The sequence below is a fragment of the Halomarina litorea genome, assembly GCF_024227715.1.
Taxonomy (GTDB): domain Archaea; phylum Halobacteriota; class Halobacteria; order Halobacteriales; family Haloarculaceae; genus Halomarina; species Halomarina litorea.
Genome location: NZ_CP100449.1, coordinates 293,940 through 312,063 on the forward strand (window position 1 = coordinate 293,940; position 18,124 = coordinate 312,063).

Below are 18,124 nucleotides of genomic sequence, written 5' to 3' on the forward strand. Positions count from 1 at the left end.
GCCGGTGACGGACACGCGCTTCGGGGGGTGGCTACACGTCGGCGCGGCGGCCAGTGGACCCACTGACAGATGAGCGATTCGAGGCAGTCGGTGACGACGGACGACGGTGCCGAGGCGACCGTCGAGGCCGACGATGACGACGCCAGGACGCTCTCGGACGCGCTGAGCACCGTCTTCTCGGGCGGCGCGCTCGCCTTCGGCGGGAAGGTCGTCGGCATCGGCCTCGGGTTCCTCACACAGTTGCTGATGGCGCGTCTGCTCCCGGCGGCCGGGTACGGGAGCGTCGTCCTCGCACTCTCCGTCGCGGGCATCGCGGGGATGCTCGCCACCGCCGGCGTCGGCGAGGGTGTCGTCCGGAAGCTTCCGGCGAACGAGGGCGACCCTGCCCGCTCGCGGGGGGTCGTGCGCGCCGCCTACCGCCTCGTCGCCGTCTTCGGCGTCCTGACGGGGGCGGCGGTGTTCCTCGCCGCGCCGTGGATCTCGGTGGCGGTGTTCGCCAACCCCGAACTCGGCTCGCTGTTGCGAATCGCCGCCGTCGGCGTCCCCTTCGGCGCGGTGAGTGCAGTCGCCATCGCGCTGGCGAGGGGCGCCCACAGCGCGAAGCCCCACACCTACGTCAACGAACTGGTCCGGCCCTCGCTCCGGTTCGTGCTCATCGGCGTGCTCATCGCCGCGGGCCTCGGGGCGGTCGGGACCACCATCGGGCACACCGCGGCCATCGCCGCCGGCGGCGTCGTCGCCGTCGTCCTCGCCCGGCGGACGCTCCCGTCGTGGGACGCCGCCCCCGTCCCGATGGAGCGGACCCTCCTGCTGTTCTCGCTCCCGCTGGTCGTCTCACAGGGGATGAGCTTCCTCCTCGTCAACGCGGACACGCTGATGGTGGGGTACTTCCTCGTGCCTGACGCGGTCGGCACGTACAACGTCACCTTTCAGCTGCGAAACCTCGTGCAGGTGGCGCTCTCCGGGGTGAGCTTCCTCCTGCCGTCGATGCTCGCCAGCCTCCACGTCGCGGGCCGGATGGGGGAACTGCGCCGCGTCTATCAGGTCGTCACGAAGTGGATTCTCTTCCTCACGCTCCCGGTCTTCCTCGGGCTGTTCGCGTTCCCCGACCTCGTCATCACGGGGCTGTTCGGGGGGAAGTACGCCGAGGGCGCGCCGGTCCTCCGGGTGCTCCTCGTCGGCGCGCTCGTCACCGTCGGCCTCGGGCTGAACGGAGGCGCGCTGGTCGGCCTCGACCGCAACCGCGTCGTCATGTACACCACGTCCATCGGGGCGGTCCTCAACATCGTCCTGAACGCTCTCCTCATCCCCGAGTACGGGCTCGTCGGGGCCGCCGTCGCCTCCTCCATCGCGGCCATCGCCTTCGACGGAATCAACGTCGCCGTCCTCTACCGGTCGTTCGGCGTCGTCCCGCTGACGGTGAGCGAACTCCGGCCGGTGGCCCTGGCGCTCGTCCTCGCCGTCCCCTGGTACCTCGCGGTCACCGTCGCCGGCGCGCCCCTCGTCGCGATGGCCGCCTGCTGGTTGGTCACCTACCCGTTGCTCGTCGCGCGCTTCGGCATCAGCGAGGAGGACTTCGACATGCTCGACCGGGTGGAGGCGTCCGTCGGGCGGGACCTCGGTCCTCTGCGCCGGTTCCTCCGGACGGTCGGCGGGACGTGAGCGGTATCGTCGAAACAGCCGTTAGAGGTAGCCCAGTTCCTGCAGGTGGCCGCGGACGTGCGAACTCAGCTCCTCGGAGCCGGGAACGCCGTCCACGTCGGGGAACGTCCCGAGCGTGGCGTCGATGTGTCCCCTGAGGTCGCTCGCCACCGCCTCGTCGTCCACCGCTACCTCCTCGAAGTCGCCGCCGCCGACCCCGTACAGCGTCTCCTCGCCGTGTTTGTCCACGACGAGTTTGTGGGTCTTCGTCCGCGCCGCCTGGAAGCGACTGTCGAAGCGGGGGAACTGGCGGGCGTACTGCTCGCCGAGCCGTCTCCGCCACGGGAGGTAACAGCCCTCGTACTCCGAGAACACCACCTCGGGTTCGGGGTCGGAGACGAGGCTCCGACCCTGCGTCTCGACGCCCATCGAGGTGCCGGCCACGTCGGCGAACGTCGGGGCGAGGTCGGCCAGCGAGACGAGTTCGTCGGAGACGCGCTCTTCGGTCTGGTCGGGCCACTTGACGAGCAGGGGGACGTTGACGAGAATCTCCGACAGCGAGAAGTTGTGGCCGAGCAGGCCGTGTTCCCCGAGGTGTTCGCCGTGGTCGCTCGTCACGACGACGAGCGTGTCCTCGAAGATGTCATCGCGTTTCAACTGGTCGAACAGCCCCGCGAGCAGGTCGTCCATGTAGCGGAGTTCGGCGTCGTACCAGTGGCCGACGAGGTCCCAGTCGGCCTCGCCGACGTCGAGGTCACCGACCATGTAGCGCTCGCCGCCGTCGCCCGAGGCGACCGAGTGGGCCGTCTCCTCGTCCACCTCGTCCCACCGGGTGAACTGTTCCTCGTACGGCTCGCGGTAGCGCGGCGGCGGCGTGTAGGGGTTGTGCGCCGACCGGAGGTTGAGAAAGCAGAAGAACGGGTCGTCGGCCCGCCCGAGTTCCGAGCGCGCCTTCGCCGTCTGGAAGTACGACACGTCGTCGTCGGTGAGGAAGTACCGCGCGAGGAAGCGGGCGTACTCGGGGGTCGCCTCGAACATGTGCCCGCCTGCCCACTTCGGGCGGGGGAGGCTCGGCAGGTCGTGGTAGGTGTCGAACCCCCGCGAGTAGCCGTGCTCGACGCCGGTGAAGAAGGAGTTGCTGAACCCCATCGTCGTGTAGCCCGCCGCCCGGAGGCGGTCGGCGACGACGGGCAGTCCCTCGTCGAGCTGTGGCTGGCTCCCGAACACCCGGTGGCGCGTCGGGTACTGGCCGGTGAACATCGAGGCGTGCGAGGGGGCGGTCCACGGCGCGGCCGCCACCGCCTGCTCGTAGCGCGTCGCCCGGTCGGCGAACGCGTCGAGCGTCGGGGTCGTCTCCCGGTCGTGGCCGTAACAGGAGAGTCGGTCCCGACGGACGGTATCGAGCACTATCAGGAGGAGGTTCGGACGGTCCATGCGTGTCCATCTCTGGTCAGCTAACGCACATAAACACTCCGTCACGTTTCCGGGAGTGTCCGGTCGTCCTACCAAAACGGTAATCCCCCGGGAGACGGATTCGAGAGACGATGGCGACGACAGACATCACGCTAGCGATCCCCTGTTACAACGCCGTGGACTCCATCGGTCGGGTGTTCGACGCCGTCGACGACCTGACGGTGCGCCCCGACGCGGTGCTCTGTGTCGACGGCGAGAGCGACGACGGGACGCGGGAGGTGGTCCGCGACCACCCGACCGCACGCCTCGTCCGGCAGGAGGACCACGGCGGGACGGGCGTCGCGGACGCGCGGAACGTCGCCCTCTCGCTCACCGAGACGTCGCTCGTCGGCTTCCTCGACGCGGACGCCGCCCCGCACCCGGAGTGGCTTGAGACCCTCACCCGGGTCCTCGACGAGAAGGACGTCGCCGCCGCGGGCGGCCTGCCGGTCGAGGTGGTCACGACGCGCGCCGACCGCTGGCGCAAGTGGCACCTCGGCCTGAACTTCGGCGACCACCGGGGGTACGTCCACGGCATCGCCGGGAACAACGGCCTCTTCCGGACCGCCGCGCTCCGCGACGTCGGCGGCTGGCGGACCGATGTGGGCGCGAGCGAGGACCTCGAACTCTGCGAACGCCTCGTCGCCGCGGACTACGACATCTACTACACGAGCGACGCCGTCGTAGACCACATCCGGACGGACACGCCCGAGAGCGTCCTCGACACGGTCTGGAACTACCACTTCACGGGCGGGGACGAACCCACCTCCGCCGCCAGTCTCCTGCCGCGGTTCCTCCTCCACGGCGGCAAGTGCGCGAAGTACGTCCTCTGGGACGTCGAGAACCGCAACTGGGGCATCATCCCCGTGACGCTCCGCCTCCCGCTGGTCCACGCCCGCCGCGACATCAGACACCTGCGGGGGAAGTGAGATGGGGGACGGAGCGACCCCGGACGGTTCCTCGGACGGACCGCACGCGGTCGGCGTCGTCGGCGCCGGGAAGATCGCCTCGTCGTGTCACCTCCCCGTCCTCGCCAACACCGAGGGGGTGGAGGTGGCGTACGTCGCCGACGTGGACGGGACGCGGGCGGGCCGACTCGCGCGCAGTTACGACGCGCGGAGCGTCACCATCGACCCGGACGCCGGGTCCGTCTCCCTGCCCGCCTGCGACGCCGTCGTGCTGGCCGTCCCTCTGGAGGTGCGCCGCCCGTACCTCGAGGCGTTCGGCGGACGCTCGATTCCCGTCTTCGCGGAGAAGCCCTTCGCGCCCGACCCGGCGACTCACGAGGCGTTCGAGGGCCTGTGCGACCGCATCGCCTGTAACTACCTCCGGCTCTGTTTCGGGTCGACCCGCCAGTTGCGGGCGCTCGTCGACCGCGCGCCGTTCGGCCGCCTCGAACGCGTCCACTACGCCGAGGGCGGCGTCGCGGGCCCGACGGGGCGTTCGCGCGCCGCCACCGAACGCGGCGGCGGGATGCTGGTCGAGGTGGGCTGTCACGGGCTGAGCCAACTCGTCTACGTCCTCCACGACTGGGCGCTCTCGGTCGAGGCGGCGTCCGTCGCGTGGCAAGAGGGCTTCGACGTGGACATCGACGCGCGCCTCGTCGCCGCCCGGGGCGGGCGGGAGGTGGCGGTGAACTTCGAGATGAGCCGGGTCCGTCCGATGGAGACGCGCCTCGAACTCCAGTTCGAGCATGCGACGGTCTCGGTGGACCCGGAGGCCCCCGACGGGACGGTGTCGCTCGCCGGGGACGAGGGCGCTGCCCTCTCGTTCGCGCCCAGCGAGCGGTGGGCGGGGACGTTCGCGCAGGCGGCGTACCTCCGCTGGCAGGAGTTCCTCGCGCTCGTCGAGGGAGGCCCGGACGCGGTGGAGACGCCCACCACGCTCCCTGAGGTGACGGCGCTGGTGACGGCCATCCACGAGGCGGCGGGGTCGCCGCGCGACCGCGTCGCGCCGCGGGCGACCGACGGGGGTGCGCCGCGATGAGGGTCGGCATCGTCGGCGGGAACAGCACGGTGGCGACGGAACTCGCCTTCCTCCTGCGGGACGCCGGCGACGAGGTGGTTCCCATCGTCCGCAACCAGTTGGGAACGCACTTCCTCGCGTGGCACGGCTTCGACCCCCGCGTCGCCGACGTGAGCGACGCGCGCGAGGCGCGGACGGCGCTCGCGGACGTCAACTGCGTCGTCGTCGCCGCCTTCGCCTGGCAGTACTCCCACGAGGGGTTCCAGTCGCGGGCGGCCCGCCGGACGAACGAGGCGCTCGTCCGCAACGCGGTGCGCCACTCGCCGCCCGGCGCGCCCGTCGTCTACTGGAGTTCGCAGGCGGCCTACGGCGACGACCTCGGCGCGCCGGGGTTCAGCGACTGGAGCCTCTACACCCGCGAGAAGCGCAACGCGGAGCGGGTGCTCCGAGAGACCTGCGAGGAGACGGACACGGACGGCTACGCGCTCAGACTCGGGTTCGTCTACGGCGACAACCAGGAGTTCTCCGCCGAGTTGCGGGCGGCCCTCTCGGGCGAGGACCGGGTGCGCGTCGGCGTCGACCCCGAGCGCCCGTCGAACGTCGTCCACACCGCAACCATCGCCGACGCCGTGCGGGTCTGCGCCGAGGAGCGACCAGCCCCCGGCGTCTACGGCCTCGTGAACGAACCGCAGTGGACGTGGGGCGAGGTCGTCGGCCACTACGCGCCCGAGGCCACCACCGTCGAGTTCGACCCCGCGGGTGGGGGCGGCGGGCGACTCGGCGAACTGCTCGGGTTCGGCTGGCGAGCCATCGAGTCCCGCGAGAAGACCCTCCGGTCGGCCACGGTCCTCCTCCCGGACAGCGTGAACGAGCGCCTGTTCAACGAGTACCTCGCCTTCCAGCGCGGGCGGGAACTCGCCGACGTCGAGCGACCGCGTCGGGTGGACCGCCCGGCGTTCGCGTTCGACCCCATCCCCGGTCCCTTCCTCCCCGGCCTCCGCTCGACGCGGACGCTCATCGAGGGCGGCCCGGACCTCGAGACGGTCTTCGCTCCGTAAACATTGCGAGTCATTTTCACCCAAACACTTATGATGGAATTGACACACTACTTCACTGTTAGCTATGGTCGTTACAGCCCAGCCGTTACCACGGTGTGAAGCCGACGCCGAACCAGTCGCGACAGCTCGTCCCGTCCCGGGTGGGTCGCAATGAGCGCCTCCATCGGCCGCATCGCCGTCTTCGGCGGGGGCGGGTTCATCGGCTCGCACCTCACGCGTCGACTCCTCGCGAACGGCTACCACCTCGACGTCGTCGACATCTCCTCGGAGAAGATCGGTGACGTCCTCGGTCACGACCGACTCCAGTTCCACGAACTCGACATCTACGAACCGGAGAACGACGCGGCCTGCGCGGCCATCGTCGAACGCTCGGACCTCGTCGTCGACCTCATCGCCTACGCAAACCCCGAACAGTACGTCGCGATGCCCCTGGAGGTGGTCGACCTCAACCTCTTTCAGAACCTGAAGATCGTCGAGGACTGCATCGAGGCGGAGACGCGCCTCATCCAGTTCTCGACGTGCGAGGTGTACGGGATGCTCGGCAACCGGACGGGCGACGACACGGTGTTCGACGAGGACACCTCGAACCTCATCATGGGGCCAGTCGGCAACCAGCGCTGGATCTACGCCACCGCCAAGCAACTGCTCGAACGCATGGTGTACGCCCACGGCGAACGGGACGGCCTCGACTGGACCATCGTCCGCCCGTTCAACTTCATCGGGCCGGAGATGGACTACATCATCGAGTCGCCCGACGAGGGCACTCCCCGGGTGTTCGCGAGTTTCATGTCGGCGCTCATGTACGACCACCCGATGTTCCTCGTCGACGGCGGGAAGAACATGCGGACGTTCACCCACATCGAGGACGCCATCGACGCCCTCGAACTCATCATCGAGAACGAGGGCGGCCGCTACACCCGCGAGGTGGTCAACATCGGCACGCCCGGTAACGAGACCACCATCCGCGGGTTCGCCGACCTGATGCGCGACATCTACCGCGAGGAGAGCCCCGACGGGAGGCTCCCACCGATGCGAGAGGTCGACGGCGAGGAGTACTACGGCGAGGGCTACGAGGACTGCGACCGCCGGATTCCGGGCGTCGACAAACTCCGCGAGGCGGGGTGGACCCCCCGGTACGACCTCCGCGCCACCCTGGAGAACGCGATGCGCTACTACATCGACAAGTACGAACTGGAACGCGCGCCCAGCCCCGCGCTCTCGGACTGATGTGCACGCCGACCGCCGTGGCGTGCACCCACTGACATGGCGAGCGAGACCACCGGAGCGATGAGTGCCGAGTCGCACCGAGGGGACGGGACCGACCGGTCGGTCGCCATCCTCGGCGCGCTGACTCACGACCACCCGGCGAACGAGGACCCCGCGGCGGGGTTCGGCCACCCGACCCACCAGGGGTTCGCCGAGAGCGTCGGTGCCGACCCCATCGGGTTCGAGACGGCCGTCGGCCCGCCGCTCGACGCGACGATGCTCGGCGACGTCCTCACCTGCCTGCGCCGCCCGTCGACGATTCCCGAGTACGACGTGTACATCACCGAGAACTCACGGCTCCTCTACGCGGTGCCGTTCGTGAAGGCGGCCCACCCCGACGCCACCGTGGTCTACCTCGCGACCGACTACATCCTCTACGGGATGAACTGCTACGCCCTCGACCGCTCGCTCGGTTCCCTCCCGAAGTACGTCGACCGGCGGGTCGAGGTGGCCCTGCTCCGGTCGCTGGCGAGGCGGTACGTCGACGCCGCCGTCGCCGCCTCGCCGTTCGCCGCCGACTTCGTCCGCCCGTTTCTCGGGAGCGAGACGCCCATCCGCACCGTCGCGCCGTTCGTCCAGCCGTCCGTGTTCGACCGCCTCGGTGCGGTCGACCCCGACCTCGACTCGCAGCGCGTGGTGTTCGTCGGCAACGAGATCGCGGACTGCAAGGGCGTCGACCTGCTCGTCGCGGCGTGGGAGACGGTCCGCGAGCGGTTCCCGGACGCGCGGCTCACCATCGTCGGCGGCGGTCACCCGCCCGAGTACGACGAGCGTCCCGGCGTGGACCTGCGCGGGTTCGTCGACCACACCGACCTCCCCGAGGTGCTCGCGGCCCACGCGCTGTACGTCCAGCCCTCGCGCGTCGACCCGCACCCGGTCAGCGCGCTCGAAGCCCTCCGCGCCGGCCTCCCGGTGGTGGCGACGCACACGACGGGCACGCGCGAGGAGGTACGGGCCGTCGACCCGTCGCTCGTCGTCGACCCGACCGCCGACGCCATCGCCGGGGGAATCGTCTCGTACCTCTCGCGCACGCGAGATGCGCGCCAGCGGCTCTCCGAGCGAGCACGGGAGCGCGGCGCGCGATTCGACAAGGAGTCCGCACAGGCCGCGTTCAGGCGCGCCTTCGAGGGCGTCCTCGCCGACGCCGCCTGAGCGCGTCGAACCGTATCTTTATATGACACTCGACCGAAATTTGATCGATGTGTGACACCAGTCAGTGGCTCTTCCGGCGCATGGAGTGCCCGGAGTGCAAGAGTCCCATCGACTCGACCGCGCTCCGGCGCAACGACCGACAGCGCGTCGAATACGGGCTGCTCGACTGCGCGTGTGCGACCTATCCCGTCGTTGCCGGCGTCGCTGTCCTTCGGACCGACGCGCTGACACAGACGGCCGCCGAACACGTCGCCAGCCGGGAGTTCGAGACGGCACGGTCGGTCCTGCTGAACCTCCCGGGGCGAGTCCCCGGAAGGTCGGCCTGTGGGACGGTCCTCTCCCGTCTGGGGTCCGCCGGGCATCCGGCGGTGCGGGCCCTCGCAGCGTACCACCGGGCGAGCGGTCGTTCCGACGAGGAGGTCGGCGCGTGGCGGACGTTCGAGGACGCGGCGACGGCGCTCGTCGGGTCCGACGACCCCGGGTTCTACTTCGACGAATACCTCACGTTCCGACCGCTCGAACAGAGCTTCTGGAACCTCCACGCCCTCTTGCCCCTGTTCCACGACGCCCCCGGACCGCTTCTGGACTTCGCCGGCGGTGCCGGGCACGCCTCGGACCTCGTCGCCCGAACGACGGGCACCCGGACTTGCACCGTGGACGTGAACTTCCGGACGCTGTTCCTCTACACTCGATTCGTGAACCGCCAGCAGCCGGCCGTCGTCATCGGCGAGGGGGCTGACCTCCCGTTCTTCGACGACGCCTTCGGGACGACGCTCAACGTCGACGGCCTCCACTTCGTCCCCAACCGCTTCGCCATGAGCGGCGAACTCGAACGCGTGACGGCGGCAGACGGCCTCGTCGCCCTGCTCCACCAGCACACGGACGACCAAGCCCGCATCAGTGGAACGGCGCTCCCGACCGCAGAGCAGACGCGGGGGTTCGACCGCGAGGCCGTCGTCGTCCCCGAACGGGACGTCGTCGAACCGTTCGTCCGGGCGGTCGACGAAGGAGGTGGGTCTATCGAACTCCACGACCGACGGGACGGGGCGGACGGCGGGGACGTCAACGTTCTCTTCGGTGCCGACGTGGACGACGACACGGTGGATATTCCCGTCGAGCGACGGGTCCATCCGTTGCTCGACTGGGCGGGGCCGGTTACGGTCAACCACGCGTACGAAGTGACGACCGACGGAGGTAGCCTGCACCTCGAGCGCCGGCCTCTGAGTCCCGTCTTCCGCGAGGAGTTCGACCGCACGATGGCACACACCGACGAGGCGTACGTCGTCTCCCTCGACGACGTGGATGCGAGGCGCTCGTTGCTCGCTCGCGGCGTCCTGACCGTGCTCCCGGAGCGATACGTTGGTCGACCGGTGGTCGGAGATGGATGAACGTCTCCTTCCCCTCCACCGGCGGCTCTTCCGTCGCATCCGTCGAACGCCGACGAGCGCGACGGTGGCACACGTGCTGGCTCACGGGCGGGCGCGTGGCGGCGACTGGCGCGACGACTGGCGGGGCTACGCCCAGTGGGGCCGACCCGGGGACGGGACCGGCGGACGTGACGACGTCCGCGCGAACGGGCCGACCACGGTTCCGCTCCCTGACCGGGAACCGTTCGTGACCAGCGCGTCGCAACTCACCGCCCGGCCGATTCTGACAGCCAGAGACGTGACCGACTGGGGGAGGGCCGACTTCGTGGCCGACCCGTTCCTCTTCCTCGGCGACGACCTCCACCTGTTCGTCGAAGTGTGCAACTACGACCGGACGCCGGAGGCGGCCATCGGCCACGCCACATCGCCCGACGGCGGGCGGACGTGGGAGTACGACCGCGTCGTCCTCGCCGGTGACCGGCACCTCTCGTACCCGTACGCGTTCTCGTGGGACGGCGAGCACTACCTGCTCCCGGAAGTGGGTGGTCGGACGGGCACGGCCGTGTGGCTGTTCCGAGCGGACGCGTTTCCCTACCGGTGGCGGCGGGTCGCGTGCCTCGTCTCGCCCCCGCACAACACCGACGACCACGTGCTGTTCAGGTGGGGTGGACGCTGGTGGCTGCTCGTCGGCGACCAAACGCGAGGGTCGTTGTACGCGTACTATAGCGACCGCCTCGACGCGTCGGAGTGGACGGCGCACGAGGCCAACCCCGTCGTCTCCGGGCGCCCCGAGGGGTCCCGCCCGGCCGGGAGGCCAGTCGTGTTCGAGGACCGCATCCTCCTGTTCCTCCAGGACTGTACCAGTCACTACGGTCACCAGGTCCGGGCCTACGAGATTACGCACCTCTCGCCGACGGCGTACCGCGACCGTGAACACCTCGCATCACCGGCGCTGGCCCCGCGCCGCGAGCGAGCGTGGGCGGCCGGTCGGACCCATCATATCGACCCCTGGTACGTCGGCGACGGCTGGCTCTGTGCAGTTGACGGCGACGTATCGGACCGGCTACGACGGGTCACGGACGACCGATGGAGCGTCGGCCTCGCGTTCCTCCCGACCCCCCGAGGGAGTGAGGGGTCGCCGTAGGTCCCCGCGAACCGACCGCTCGTGGTCCTATAGTTCGAGAGAACTGTTGTCGCCGACGTTGAGGCTGTTCGTCTTCCCGACGATTTCGGTGGCGTCGCCGACGATGCTGGTTTCGAGGTTCACGCCGCGGAGCGTCGAGTTACGCCCGACGATGCTGTCGCGGACGCGACTCGTCGTGATGGTCGTCCCGTCGTCGACGCTCACGTAGGGGCCGACGACGCTCTGGTGTATCTCCACGTTCTCGCCGATGTCGACGGGTTCGATGACGACGGCGCCGTCGCCCTCGCGGAAGTGCTTCCCGCCGCTGCCGTCGCTTCGCGCCGCCGCCCGCCGGTCGAGCGTGACCTTGTTCGCCTCGAGCAGGGTCCCCGGCCGGCCGCAGTCGTACCAGTCCTCGACGGGGAAGGTGCCGAGGGTGCTCCCGCGCTCGACCATCAGGGCCAGCGCGTCGGTGAGCTGGAACTCGCCGCCCGCACCGCGCAGGTCGTTGTCGACGAGGTGCGAGAGGGCGTCGAAGAGGGCGGGCGTGTCGTCGACGACGTAGACGCCACTGATAGCGAGGTTCGACGGCGGATCGTCGGGCTTCTCGACGAGGCCGATCACCCGGTCGCCGTCGAGTTCGACCACGCCGTAGTGTTCCGGGGCGTCGACGCGCTTGACGCCGACGCTGGCGTCGACGCCGCCCAGTCGGTCGTGGGCGTCGAGGAACGCGGCGTAGCCGCTCTGGAACAGCATGTCCCCGAGCGCGACGAGCACGGGCTCCCCGTCGACGTACGACTCGGTCTGGTAGATGCTGTGGCCGAGGCCCTCGGCGCGCTCCTGGTGGGCGAACGTGAACTCGAAGCGGTCGGCGAAGTGGCGCTCTGCGTACTCGACGACCTGTTCGCGCATCGGCCCGCCGACGACGAGTACCACCTCCTCCACGCGCGTCGGGCGGAGGTTCTCGAGGATGTGCCCGAGGATGGGACGACCGGCGAGTCGCACCATCGGCTTCGGCTTGGTGTGCGTGTGGGGGTACAGACGGGTCCCTCTCCCGGCAGTCGGGACAACGGCTTTCATACAGCAGTGAACAGACAACTGACAGTAATAAACGTTCGCGCCTTTCGGGGTGACTGTCTGGTACTCACCAGAGTCCGCGCTTGCCGGTGACGGGGCTGAGGAAGCGCTCGTCGGGGTAGACCCGTTCGCGCTGGACGCGCCTGCGGTTCCGGAGAACCGTCGGGAGGTCCTTGAACGCGGAGGCGAGGCCGGCGAACCGCGCCCGCGCGAGTTCCGGGCGCCTGCGGACGAGGACGTCCTTCGCGGCGGCGGCGGCGATGAGGCCGCAGAAGCCGGCGAACCCCTTCGCGAGCGACCCGGCCGAGAGCGTCGTGAGGTGGACCCGCGTGTCCGACCGGGCGGTGTGGAAGGCGTCCATCGTCGAGTCGACGATCTTGTCGCCCGGTTCGTGGTAGACGACGGCCGTGGGGACCGTCTCGACGTGGTAGCCCCTGAGCCACGACTGCAAGCAGAGGTAGGTGTCACAGCCGTAGACGAAGTTGCCGCTGTCGTAGCCGCCGGTCGCCTCCCACGCCGCCCGCGAGATGAGGATGGCCGCACCGATGTTGAACGGCACCTCCCGGGGTTCGGGGTCGCTCGGCGTCTCCAGCCCCCGGTCCATCGGCGGGGAGTGGGCGAACACGTCGTAGTGCTGGCCGAGCGATTGGATGGTCTCGGTGCCCATGTCGTTGATGCGGGGGAAGGCGACGCCCACCTCCCGTCTGGACTTCAGGTGGGCGACGAGGCGGGAGAGCGAGTCGGGCGCCGCCTTCACGTCGTTGTTGAGCAACCAGAGGTAGTCGAAGTCCTCCCCGTCGGGGAGCGCCCGCACGCCCTCGTTGAGCCCCCGCGAGATGCCGTAGTTCTCGGGGTGCTCGACGACGGACACCGACGGGAACGACTCGCGGACGAACGCGACGCTGTCGTCGGTCGAGGCGTTGTCCACGACGTACACCCGGTAGTTCACGTAGTCGAGGTCCACGAGCGACGGCAGGTACGCCTCCAGTCGCTCGCGCCCATCGTAGTTCAGGACGAGGACGGCGACCCGCGGGTCGGACGTGTCTGCGCTCTCGCTCATGACCGTTCGAAGACCAGCAGGTTCGTCTGGAGCCAGTCCAGCTCCTCCGGGTCGACGGCCCTCGCGATGTCGTCGGTCAGGTACTCCCGGTAGGTCATCCCGGCGGCCGCGAAGCGCTCCTTCCAGTAGGCCGGGAGCTGCTCGTTGACGTGGTGGGTCCCGCCCTGTCCCGGCCGGGCGGCGGTGACGACGGCGACGGGGGCCGCGTCCGCGATGGACCGCACGACGGTGTCGGCGTCCTCCTCGGGGATGTGTTCGAGCACCTCGATGCAGAGCGCGATGTCGAACTCCTCGGCGACGTGATAGGGGTCGCGCAGGTCGTGGACGGTGAAGCGGTCCGCGGGGAGCGGCGACTCCTCGAACGCCGCCGTGCTCCGGTCGAGTCCGTGGACGGTCACGCCGCGCTCCTCGAACGGGACGAGAAAGCGCCCGGGGCCACAGCCGAACTCGACGACGGTGTCGGGGTCGAACGCCCGGTCGAGGGCGGCACAGAACGCCCGCGCATCGCGGAGTTTCGCCTCGCCGAGCATCTCGGCGTAGTACTGCCGGTCGTAGAGGCGGTCGAAGGGAAGCAGGTCCCGCCGCCAGAGGGCGAACTCGACCCGTTCCTTCCACAGCGCGAGGTTCACGTCCGCGCCCAGCGCCGACTTCGACCCGCTGATTCCGCGCTTCGCGAGACCGACGACCCGGTCCGTGGATGGCGTCGCCTGGTGCGCCGCTTCCCGAAACGATGGCATAAGTGCCTCTGACACCACTGAAGGCTTAATTCTTGTGCCGCGGTGTCACTTCCCCCGCCCCGGCGAGGACGCCCGGTCGAGGAGGCCGCGCTCCGCCAGTTCCGCGTACGCCGTCTCGAAGTCGTCCGTCGCCTCCTGGCGCTCGCCCCACTCGATCAGGTCGCGCATCCCCGCCTCGAACGGGACGCTCGCCGCGAAACCGAGGGCGTCCTCCGCACGCGTCGTGTCGGCGTAGCAGTGGCGGATGTCCCCCTCGCGGAACTCGCCGGTGACGTCGGGCGCGAGGCCCTCTGCACCGTACCCCTCGACCAGCGTCTTCGCGATGTCGCGGACGGTCCGGGGGCGTCCCGTCCCGACGTTCACCGCCTGCCCGTCGGCCCCGTCGGACTCGATGGCGGCGAGGTTGGCTGCGGCCACGTCGCGCACGTGGACGAAGTCGCGCGACTGGCGGCCGTCCTCGAAGACCAGCGGCGCGTTACCGTTCTTGATGCGGCTGGAGAAGATGGCGCAGACGCCGGTGTAGGGGTTGTCGAGCGACTGCCGGGGGCCGTAGACGTTGAAGTACCGCAGGGCGACGGTCGGCACGTCGTACGCCTCGCCGACGACGAGACAGAGTTCCTCTTGGTCGCGCTTCGTGACGCCGTAGACGCTCGTGCAGTCGAGAGGCGTCGTCTCGGGCGTCGGAACCGGTTCGAGCGCCGCCCCGCACGACTCGCAGCGCGGCTCCCACTCGCCGGTCCGGAGCGCCTCGCGCCCGCGGTGGGACGGGTGGCGGACCTCACCCTCGTCGGGACAGCGGTAGGCCCCCTCGCCGTAGAGCGACATCGAGGAGGCGACGACGAGTTTCTTCAGGTCCACGTTCCCGTTCGCGACGACGTCGAGCAACTGTGCGGTCCCCCGACTGTTGACGTCGACGTAGCGTTCCACCTCGGTCATCGACTGGCCGACGCCGACGGCGCTCGCCTGGTGGCAGACGACGTCGGCGCTGTCGAGCAGTCGTTCGAGGGTCGCGCGGTCGCGGATGTCCCGCCAGACGTAGGTGGCGTCGTCGTTGCAGTACGCCGGGGGGCCGTCGTGGACCTGGTCGTCGAGGCTGTCGAGGACGGTCACGGCGTACCCCTCCGAGACGAGTCGGTCGACGACGTGGCTACCGATGAACCCGGCACCGCCGGTGACGAGAACGCGTGTCATCGTATCGAGAGGTGTGGACGGAGGACAATAGCTCTATGCCACGGGCGGTGTCGAGGGCGTCCGGCGGGTCGGCGAGGGGGTTCACTCCCCGCGGACCGGGTCGAGGAACTCCCTGTCCGCGAGGACGCGCTCGCGCTGGATGGCCCGGCGGTCCCGGAGCAGTTCGGGCGCTTCGAGGAGGGCGTCGTACACGCCGAGCAGGCGGTGGAAGGCGAGGCCGGGCGAGGTGCGGACGGCGAGGTCCTTGCCCGCCCGTGCCGCCACGAGCGCACAGAACACGGGGAGGCCGACGAGGAGCGAGGACGCCTGCAGGGACTTCAGGTAGGTGCGCGTCCGACTCCAGGAGTCCTGATAGACGTCGAACGCGCCGAGCGTGCTCCCGTCGGTGTTCTCGCGTTCGTGGTAGACGACCGACTCGGGGACCACCTCGACGCGGTAGCCCCGGAGCCACGTCTGTAGGCCGAGGTAGTCGTCGTCGCCGTACATGAAGTGGCGGTCGTCGAAGCCGCCGACCGCCTCCCACACCTCCCGGCGGACGAGCATCGCGGGACCCATCCCGTAGGTGACGGGGTGCGGGTCGGGGTTCGAGGGGATGGTCCGCCCCGCCTCCTTCGGGAACGAGCGCCCGAAGCGGTCGTAGTGGAAGCCGAGCGACTGGATGCGGTCGGTGCCCATGTCGTTGATGCGCGGGACGACGAGGCCCGTCCCCGGGTTCGCCTCCATGTGGTCGACGAGGCGGCCGAGCGAGTCCGGCTCCACCCGCACGTCGTTGTCGAGCAACCAGAGATAGTCGTAGTCGCCCAGTCGGGCCGCCGCCCGGTTGTACCCCTGCGAGTAGCCGACGTTGCCGCCCGTCTCGACGACGGTCACCCCCTCGACGTCCGCGAGGAACGCGAGGCTGTCGTCGGTCGAGGCGTTGTCCGCGACGACCACCTCCACCGGGTCGTAGTCGAGCGCGAGAATCGACGGCAGGTACCGTTCGAGCAGGCCCCGGCCGTTGTAGTTGAGGACGACGATAGCTACCGATGGTCGTGCCATGCGGTAGTAGCGCACCCTCTCCACCATCAACGTTTGGTCGGTGCCCGTGACGGACGGGTGGTCAGTAGTGCGGGGCGAGCGACCGGGTCTCCGACCCGTTCTCCGGTCCCGTGTCGCCGGCGTCGTCCGAGACGTCGAGCGTCAACCTGAGCTGTCGGTACGGTTCGTCCGAACCCCCCCGGTAGAGAAGGAAGCGGAGTTCGGTCTCCCCGGCCTCCCGCGGCGTCACCTCGACGGTGCCGCGCCACGTCTCGTCGTCACCGACCGTCACCGACCGGCGGTCGACTTCCCGTTCTCCCAGTACCGCTACCACCTCGTAGGTGACCGACTCCTGTTCGTGGTTGTCGACGCCGACGACGACGGTTCCCGCCTCCCCGACCGAGAGGTTCGTCGGGTACTCCGCCGTGCCGTTCTCGCCGAGGACGTAGAACTCGGTGTACGGGTCGCTCGGTTCGAGGGGGGCGGCGGCGAGGGCGACCACGCCGACCACGGAGAGGGCGAGGACCGCCGCGAGCGCCCACGTGAGGGCGCGCCGTCCGCTCATGGTCGCACTCCCGTGCGTGCGGTCTCCGGGTCGTCGAACTGTTCAGTACTCTGACCGGTACACTCATACCGGCTGTCTGCCTTGGATTGCGTACGTTCGTTGATACCTATGGACATCGATAGCCTCCGTCCGCGAAATGTAGTTTCGAGTACCGTTGTACGCAACATAAACGTTCCGAGCCTCCCGGTGGGTCTCGCGCTCGTCGCCGTCACCGTGAGCGAGGCGTTCATCTTCGCGGGACTCCCCGAGTGGGCGCTCTGGGGCCACTTCGTCACGCTCGTCGCCTGCTCGCTCGCCCCGCTCCGGTTCGAGGGGGACGCGACCGTGTTCCGCGCGCTGGCGCTCGTCCCCCTCTTTCGCCTCGTCAACCTCGGAATGCCTGTCTTCGCCGAACCCACCATCTACTGGTTCCCGTTAGTGTACGGCGCGCTGATACCGGGGATGTTCCTGCTCAGCCGCACCCACGACATCGACATCCGCTACGGGTGGCGCGTCGCTCTCCTCGCACTTCCGCTCGCGATACCGTTGAGCGCGTTGCTCGCATCGCTGGAGCACTCGCTCATCACACCCGAGGCGCTCGTCAGCGCCGCAACCCCCGACCAGTTGCTCCTCATCGGCGTCGTCATGGTCTGCTTCGTCGGGTTCGTCGAGGAGTTCCTCTTCCGTGGCATCCTCCAGGACGTCCTCGAACGGCGCTACGGCCGAATGGCCGGTCTCCTCCTCACGAGCGCGCTGTTCGGCTTGCTCCACGCCGGCTACGGCCTCCAGCACGAAATCCTGTTCGCGGGCGTCATCGGACTGCTGTTCGGCGTCGTCTACGACTGGACCGACAGTCTCGTCCTCGTCACGCTGCTCCACGGCCTGCTGAACGTCTTCCTGTTCGCCATCATCCCGATCTACGGGTCGGTCCTGGGTCCGTTCGGTCTCTGAGCGGAATCGGTCCATCGAGACGGCCCGAGTCGGCCCGGCCCCGCGTGCGGTTCGCGACGGGGCGGTCGCCCTCGCAGTTCGGTTCGTCCAGCGCGCGAGCGGTGCCCCTGTCGCGGGGGGAACGGGAGAAAACGAGTGCGGAACTGGTGAACCAGAGTCGGTCGTTACGGTGCGAGGACCTGCATCGTCTGGAAGACCATCATCCCGGCGAAGGTGAGGCTCAGCGGGAGGACGAACGCCGCGATGGTGTACTTCGTCCGGCGGCGCTCGTCGCCGGCCGCGCCGCGCAGGTCCATGTGGCCGAGCATCACCAGGAGCGCGGCCGCGACGAACACCCCTCCGACACCCAACCCGACCGAGGTGAACAGCGAGATTGCACTCGCCGTCGTGCTCGAGACGATCGATGTTAGTACCATGACGGTTCGTTCATCCACTCTCACCGACAAAAACCTTCGGAGCCGCCGGTTCGAGGTACACTCGCGGCGCCCTGACTTCCACCGGACGGGATGCGTCACAAGGTGCC

Annotated in this window: 17 protein-coding genes; 9 read left to right on the top strand and 8 right to left on the bottom strand. The window is 69.4% G+C overall.

Annotation, left to right across the window (positions count from 1 at the left end; all coding sequences use genetic code 11):
* Window positions 1-69: 69 nt before the first annotated feature.
* The gene (locus NKG96_RS18600; RefSeq protein ID WP_254538280.1) at window positions 70-1,662 is read left to right on the top strand and encodes an oligosaccharide flippase family protein; all 1,593 of its coding nucleotides are present in this window, start codon (window positions 70-72) and stop codon (window positions 1,660-1,662) included.
* Between the two features lie 21 nt (window positions 1,663-1,683).
* Here NKG96_RS18600 and NKG96_RS18605 read toward each other — a convergent pair whose 3' ends face one another.
* Window positions 1,684-3,075 carry a sulfatase gene (locus NKG96_RS18605; protein WP_254538281.1) on the bottom strand — a complete coding sequence of 464 codons (1,392 nt, stop codon included), beginning with the start codon at window positions 3,073-3,075 and terminating at the stop codon, window positions 1,684-1,686.
* Window positions 3,076-3,185: 110 nt separating this feature from the next.
* Between NKG96_RS18605 and NKG96_RS18610 the strand changes: the two genes are divergently transcribed.
* From NKG96_RS18610 to NKG96_RS18640, 7 genes are all read left to right on the top strand, one after another.
* Complete coding sequence (locus NKG96_RS18610) at window positions 3,186-4,022, top strand: glycosyltransferase family 2 protein (RefSeq protein WP_254538282.1); 837 nt, start codon at window positions 3,186-3,188, stop codon at window positions 4,020-4,022.
* A 1-nt stretch (window position 4,023) separates the two neighbouring features.
* Window positions 4,024-5,079 carry a Gfo/Idh/MocA family protein gene (locus tag NKG96_RS18615; RefSeq protein ID WP_254538283.1) on the top strand — a complete coding sequence of 352 codons (1,056 nt, stop codon included), beginning with the start codon at window positions 4,024-4,026 and terminating at the stop codon, window positions 5,077-5,079.
* A complete protein-coding gene (locus tag NKG96_RS18620; protein ID WP_254538284.1) occupies window positions 5,076-6,116 on the top strand; it encodes an NAD-dependent epimerase/dehydratase family protein in 1,041 nt (346 codons plus the stop codon). Before NKG96_RS18615 ends, NKG96_RS18620 begins: the two co-directional genes overlap by 4 nt.
* A 150-nt stretch (window positions 6,117-6,266) precedes the next feature.
* Window positions 6,267-7,343 (top strand): NAD-dependent epimerase/dehydratase family protein, encoded by a 1,077-nt coding sequence (locus NKG96_RS18625; RefSeq protein WP_254538285.1) that lies wholly within the window; start codon window positions 6,267-6,269, stop codon window positions 7,341-7,343.
* A gap of 60 nt (window positions 7,344-7,403) precedes the next feature.
* Window positions 7,404-8,534, top strand: coding sequence for a glycosyltransferase family 4 protein (locus NKG96_RS18630; RefSeq protein WP_254538286.1), 1,131 nt, complete (start codon window positions 7,404-7,406; stop codon window positions 8,532-8,534).
* Between the two features lie 47 nt (window positions 8,535-8,581).
* Window positions 8,582-9,922, top strand: a complete 1,341-nt coding sequence (locus NKG96_RS18635; protein ID WP_254538287.1) for a class I SAM-dependent methyltransferase — start codon at window positions 8,582-8,584, stop codon at window positions 9,920-9,922.
* On the top strand, window positions 9,915-11,045 hold the full coding sequence (locus NKG96_RS18640) for a glucosamine inositolphosphorylceramide transferase family protein (RefSeq protein WP_254538288.1): 1,131 nt from the start codon (window positions 9,915-9,917) through the stop codon (window positions 11,043-11,045). The genes NKG96_RS18635 and NKG96_RS18640 overlap by 8 nt, the downstream gene beginning before the upstream one ends.
* 27 nt (window positions 11,046-11,072) lie before the next feature.
* Here NKG96_RS18640 and NKG96_RS18645 read toward each other — a convergent pair whose 3' ends face one another.
* The 6 genes from NKG96_RS18645 to NKG96_RS18670 all read right to left on the bottom strand — a co-directional run bounded on the left by NKG96_RS18645 (window position 11,073) and on the right by NKG96_RS18670 (window position 16,671).
* A complete protein-coding gene (locus NKG96_RS18645; RefSeq protein WP_254538289.1) occupies window positions 11,073-12,104 on the bottom strand; it encodes a sugar phosphate nucleotidyltransferase in 1,032 nt (343 codons plus the stop codon).
* A 64-nt stretch (window positions 12,105-12,168) separates the two neighbouring features.
* Window positions 12,169-13,161, bottom strand: a complete 993-nt coding sequence (locus NKG96_RS18650) for a glycosyltransferase family 2 protein (protein WP_254538290.1) — start codon at window positions 13,159-13,161, stop codon at window positions 12,169-12,171.
* A complete protein-coding gene (locus NKG96_RS18655; protein WP_254538291.1) occupies window positions 13,158-13,898 on the bottom strand; it encodes a class I SAM-dependent methyltransferase in 741 nt (246 codons plus the stop codon). Before NKG96_RS18655 ends, NKG96_RS18650 begins: the two co-directional genes overlap by 4 nt.
* A gap of 45 nt (window positions 13,899-13,943) precedes the next feature.
* The gene (locus tag NKG96_RS18660) at window positions 13,944-15,089 is read right to left on the bottom strand and encodes an NAD-dependent epimerase/dehydratase family protein (protein WP_254538292.1); all 1,146 of its coding nucleotides are present in this window, start codon (window positions 15,087-15,089) and stop codon (window positions 13,944-13,946) included.
* A gap of 81 nt (window positions 15,090-15,170) precedes the next feature.
* The gene (locus NKG96_RS18665) at window positions 15,171-16,127 is read right to left on the bottom strand and encodes a glycosyltransferase family 2 protein (RefSeq protein WP_254538293.1); all 957 of its coding nucleotides are present in this window, start codon (window positions 16,125-16,127) and stop codon (window positions 15,171-15,173) included.
* A gap of 61 nt (window positions 16,128-16,188) precedes the next feature.
* Window positions 16,189-16,671 (bottom strand): DUF1616 domain-containing protein, encoded by a 483-nt coding sequence (locus NKG96_RS18670; protein ID WP_254538294.1) that lies wholly within the window; start codon window positions 16,669-16,671, stop codon window positions 16,189-16,191.
* Between the two features lie 186 nt (window positions 16,672-16,857).
* Here NKG96_RS18670 and NKG96_RS18675 point away from each other — a divergent pair, with 186 nt between their 5' ends.
* Window positions 16,858-17,601, top strand: coding sequence for a CPBP family intramembrane glutamic endopeptidase (locus NKG96_RS18675; RefSeq protein WP_254538295.1), 744 nt, complete (start codon window positions 16,858-16,860; stop codon window positions 17,599-17,601).
* 164 nt (window positions 17,602-17,765) lie between these two features.
* On the opposite strand, the gene NKG96_RS18680 is transcribed toward NKG96_RS18675, so the two are convergent.
* The gene (locus NKG96_RS18680) at window positions 17,766-18,017 is read right to left on the bottom strand and encodes a hypothetical protein (protein ID WP_254538296.1); all 252 of its coding nucleotides are present in this window, start codon (window positions 18,015-18,017) and stop codon (window positions 17,766-17,768) included.
* Window positions 18,018-18,124 lie beyond the last annotated feature (107 nt).

Bases quoted from the DNA above. Each gene is read 5' to 3' on its own strand.
- NKG96_RS18600 (WP_254538280.1), top strand. From the start codon at position 70: ATGAGCGATTCGAGGCAGTCGGTGACGACGGACGACGGTGCCGAGGCG.
- NKG96_RS18605 (WP_254538281.1), bottom strand. From the start codon at position 3,075: ATGGACCGTCCGAACCTCCTCCTGATAGTGCTCGATACCGTCCGTCGG.
- NKG96_RS18610 (WP_254538282.1), top strand. From the start codon at position 3,186: ATGGCGACGACAGACATCACGCTAGCGATCCCCTGTTACAACGCCGTG.
- NKG96_RS18615 (WP_254538283.1), top strand. From the start codon at position 4,024: ATGGGGGACGGAGCGACCCCGGACGGTTCCTCGGACGGACCGCACGCG.
- NKG96_RS18620 (WP_254538284.1), top strand. From the start codon at position 5,076: ATGAGGGTCGGCATCGTCGGCGGGAACAGCACGGTGGCGACGGAACTC.
- NKG96_RS18625 (WP_254538285.1), top strand. From the start codon at position 6,267: ATGAGCGCCTCCATCGGCCGCATCGCCGTCTTCGGCGGGGGCGGGTTC.
- NKG96_RS18630 (WP_254538286.1), top strand. From the start codon at position 7,404: ATGAGTGCCGAGTCGCACCGAGGGGACGGGACCGACCGGTCGGTCGCC.
- NKG96_RS18635 (WP_254538287.1), top strand. From the start codon at position 8,582: ATGTGTGACACCAGTCAGTGGCTCTTCCGGCGCATGGAGTGCCCGGAG.
- NKG96_RS18640 (WP_254538288.1), top strand. From the start codon at position 9,915: ATGGATGAACGTCTCCTTCCCCTCCACCGGCGGCTCTTCCGTCGCATC.
- NKG96_RS18645 (WP_254538289.1), bottom strand. From the start codon at position 12,104: ATGAAAGCCGTTGTCCCGACTGCCGGGAGAGGGACCCGTCTGTACCCC.
- NKG96_RS18650 (WP_254538290.1), bottom strand. From the start codon at position 13,161: ATGAGCGAGAGCGCAGACACGTCCGACCCGCGGGTCGCCGTCCTCGTC.
- NKG96_RS18655 (WP_254538291.1), bottom strand. From the start codon at position 13,898: ATGCCATCGTTTCGGGAAGCGGCGCACCAGGCGACGCCATCCACGGAC.
- NKG96_RS18660 (WP_254538292.1), bottom strand. From the start codon at position 15,089: ATGACACGCGTTCTCGTCACCGGCGGTGCCGGGTTCATCGGTAGCCAC.
- NKG96_RS18665 (WP_254538293.1), bottom strand. From the start codon at position 16,127: ATGGCACGACCATCGGTAGCTATCGTCGTCCTCAACTACAACGGCCGG.
- NKG96_RS18670 (WP_254538294.1), bottom strand. From the start codon at position 16,671: ATGAGCGGACGGCGCGCCCTCACGTGGGCGCTCGCGGCGGTCCTCGCC.
- NKG96_RS18680 (WP_254538296.1), bottom strand. From the start codon at position 18,017: ATGGTACTAACATCGATCGTCTCGAGCACGACGGCGAGTGCAATCTCG.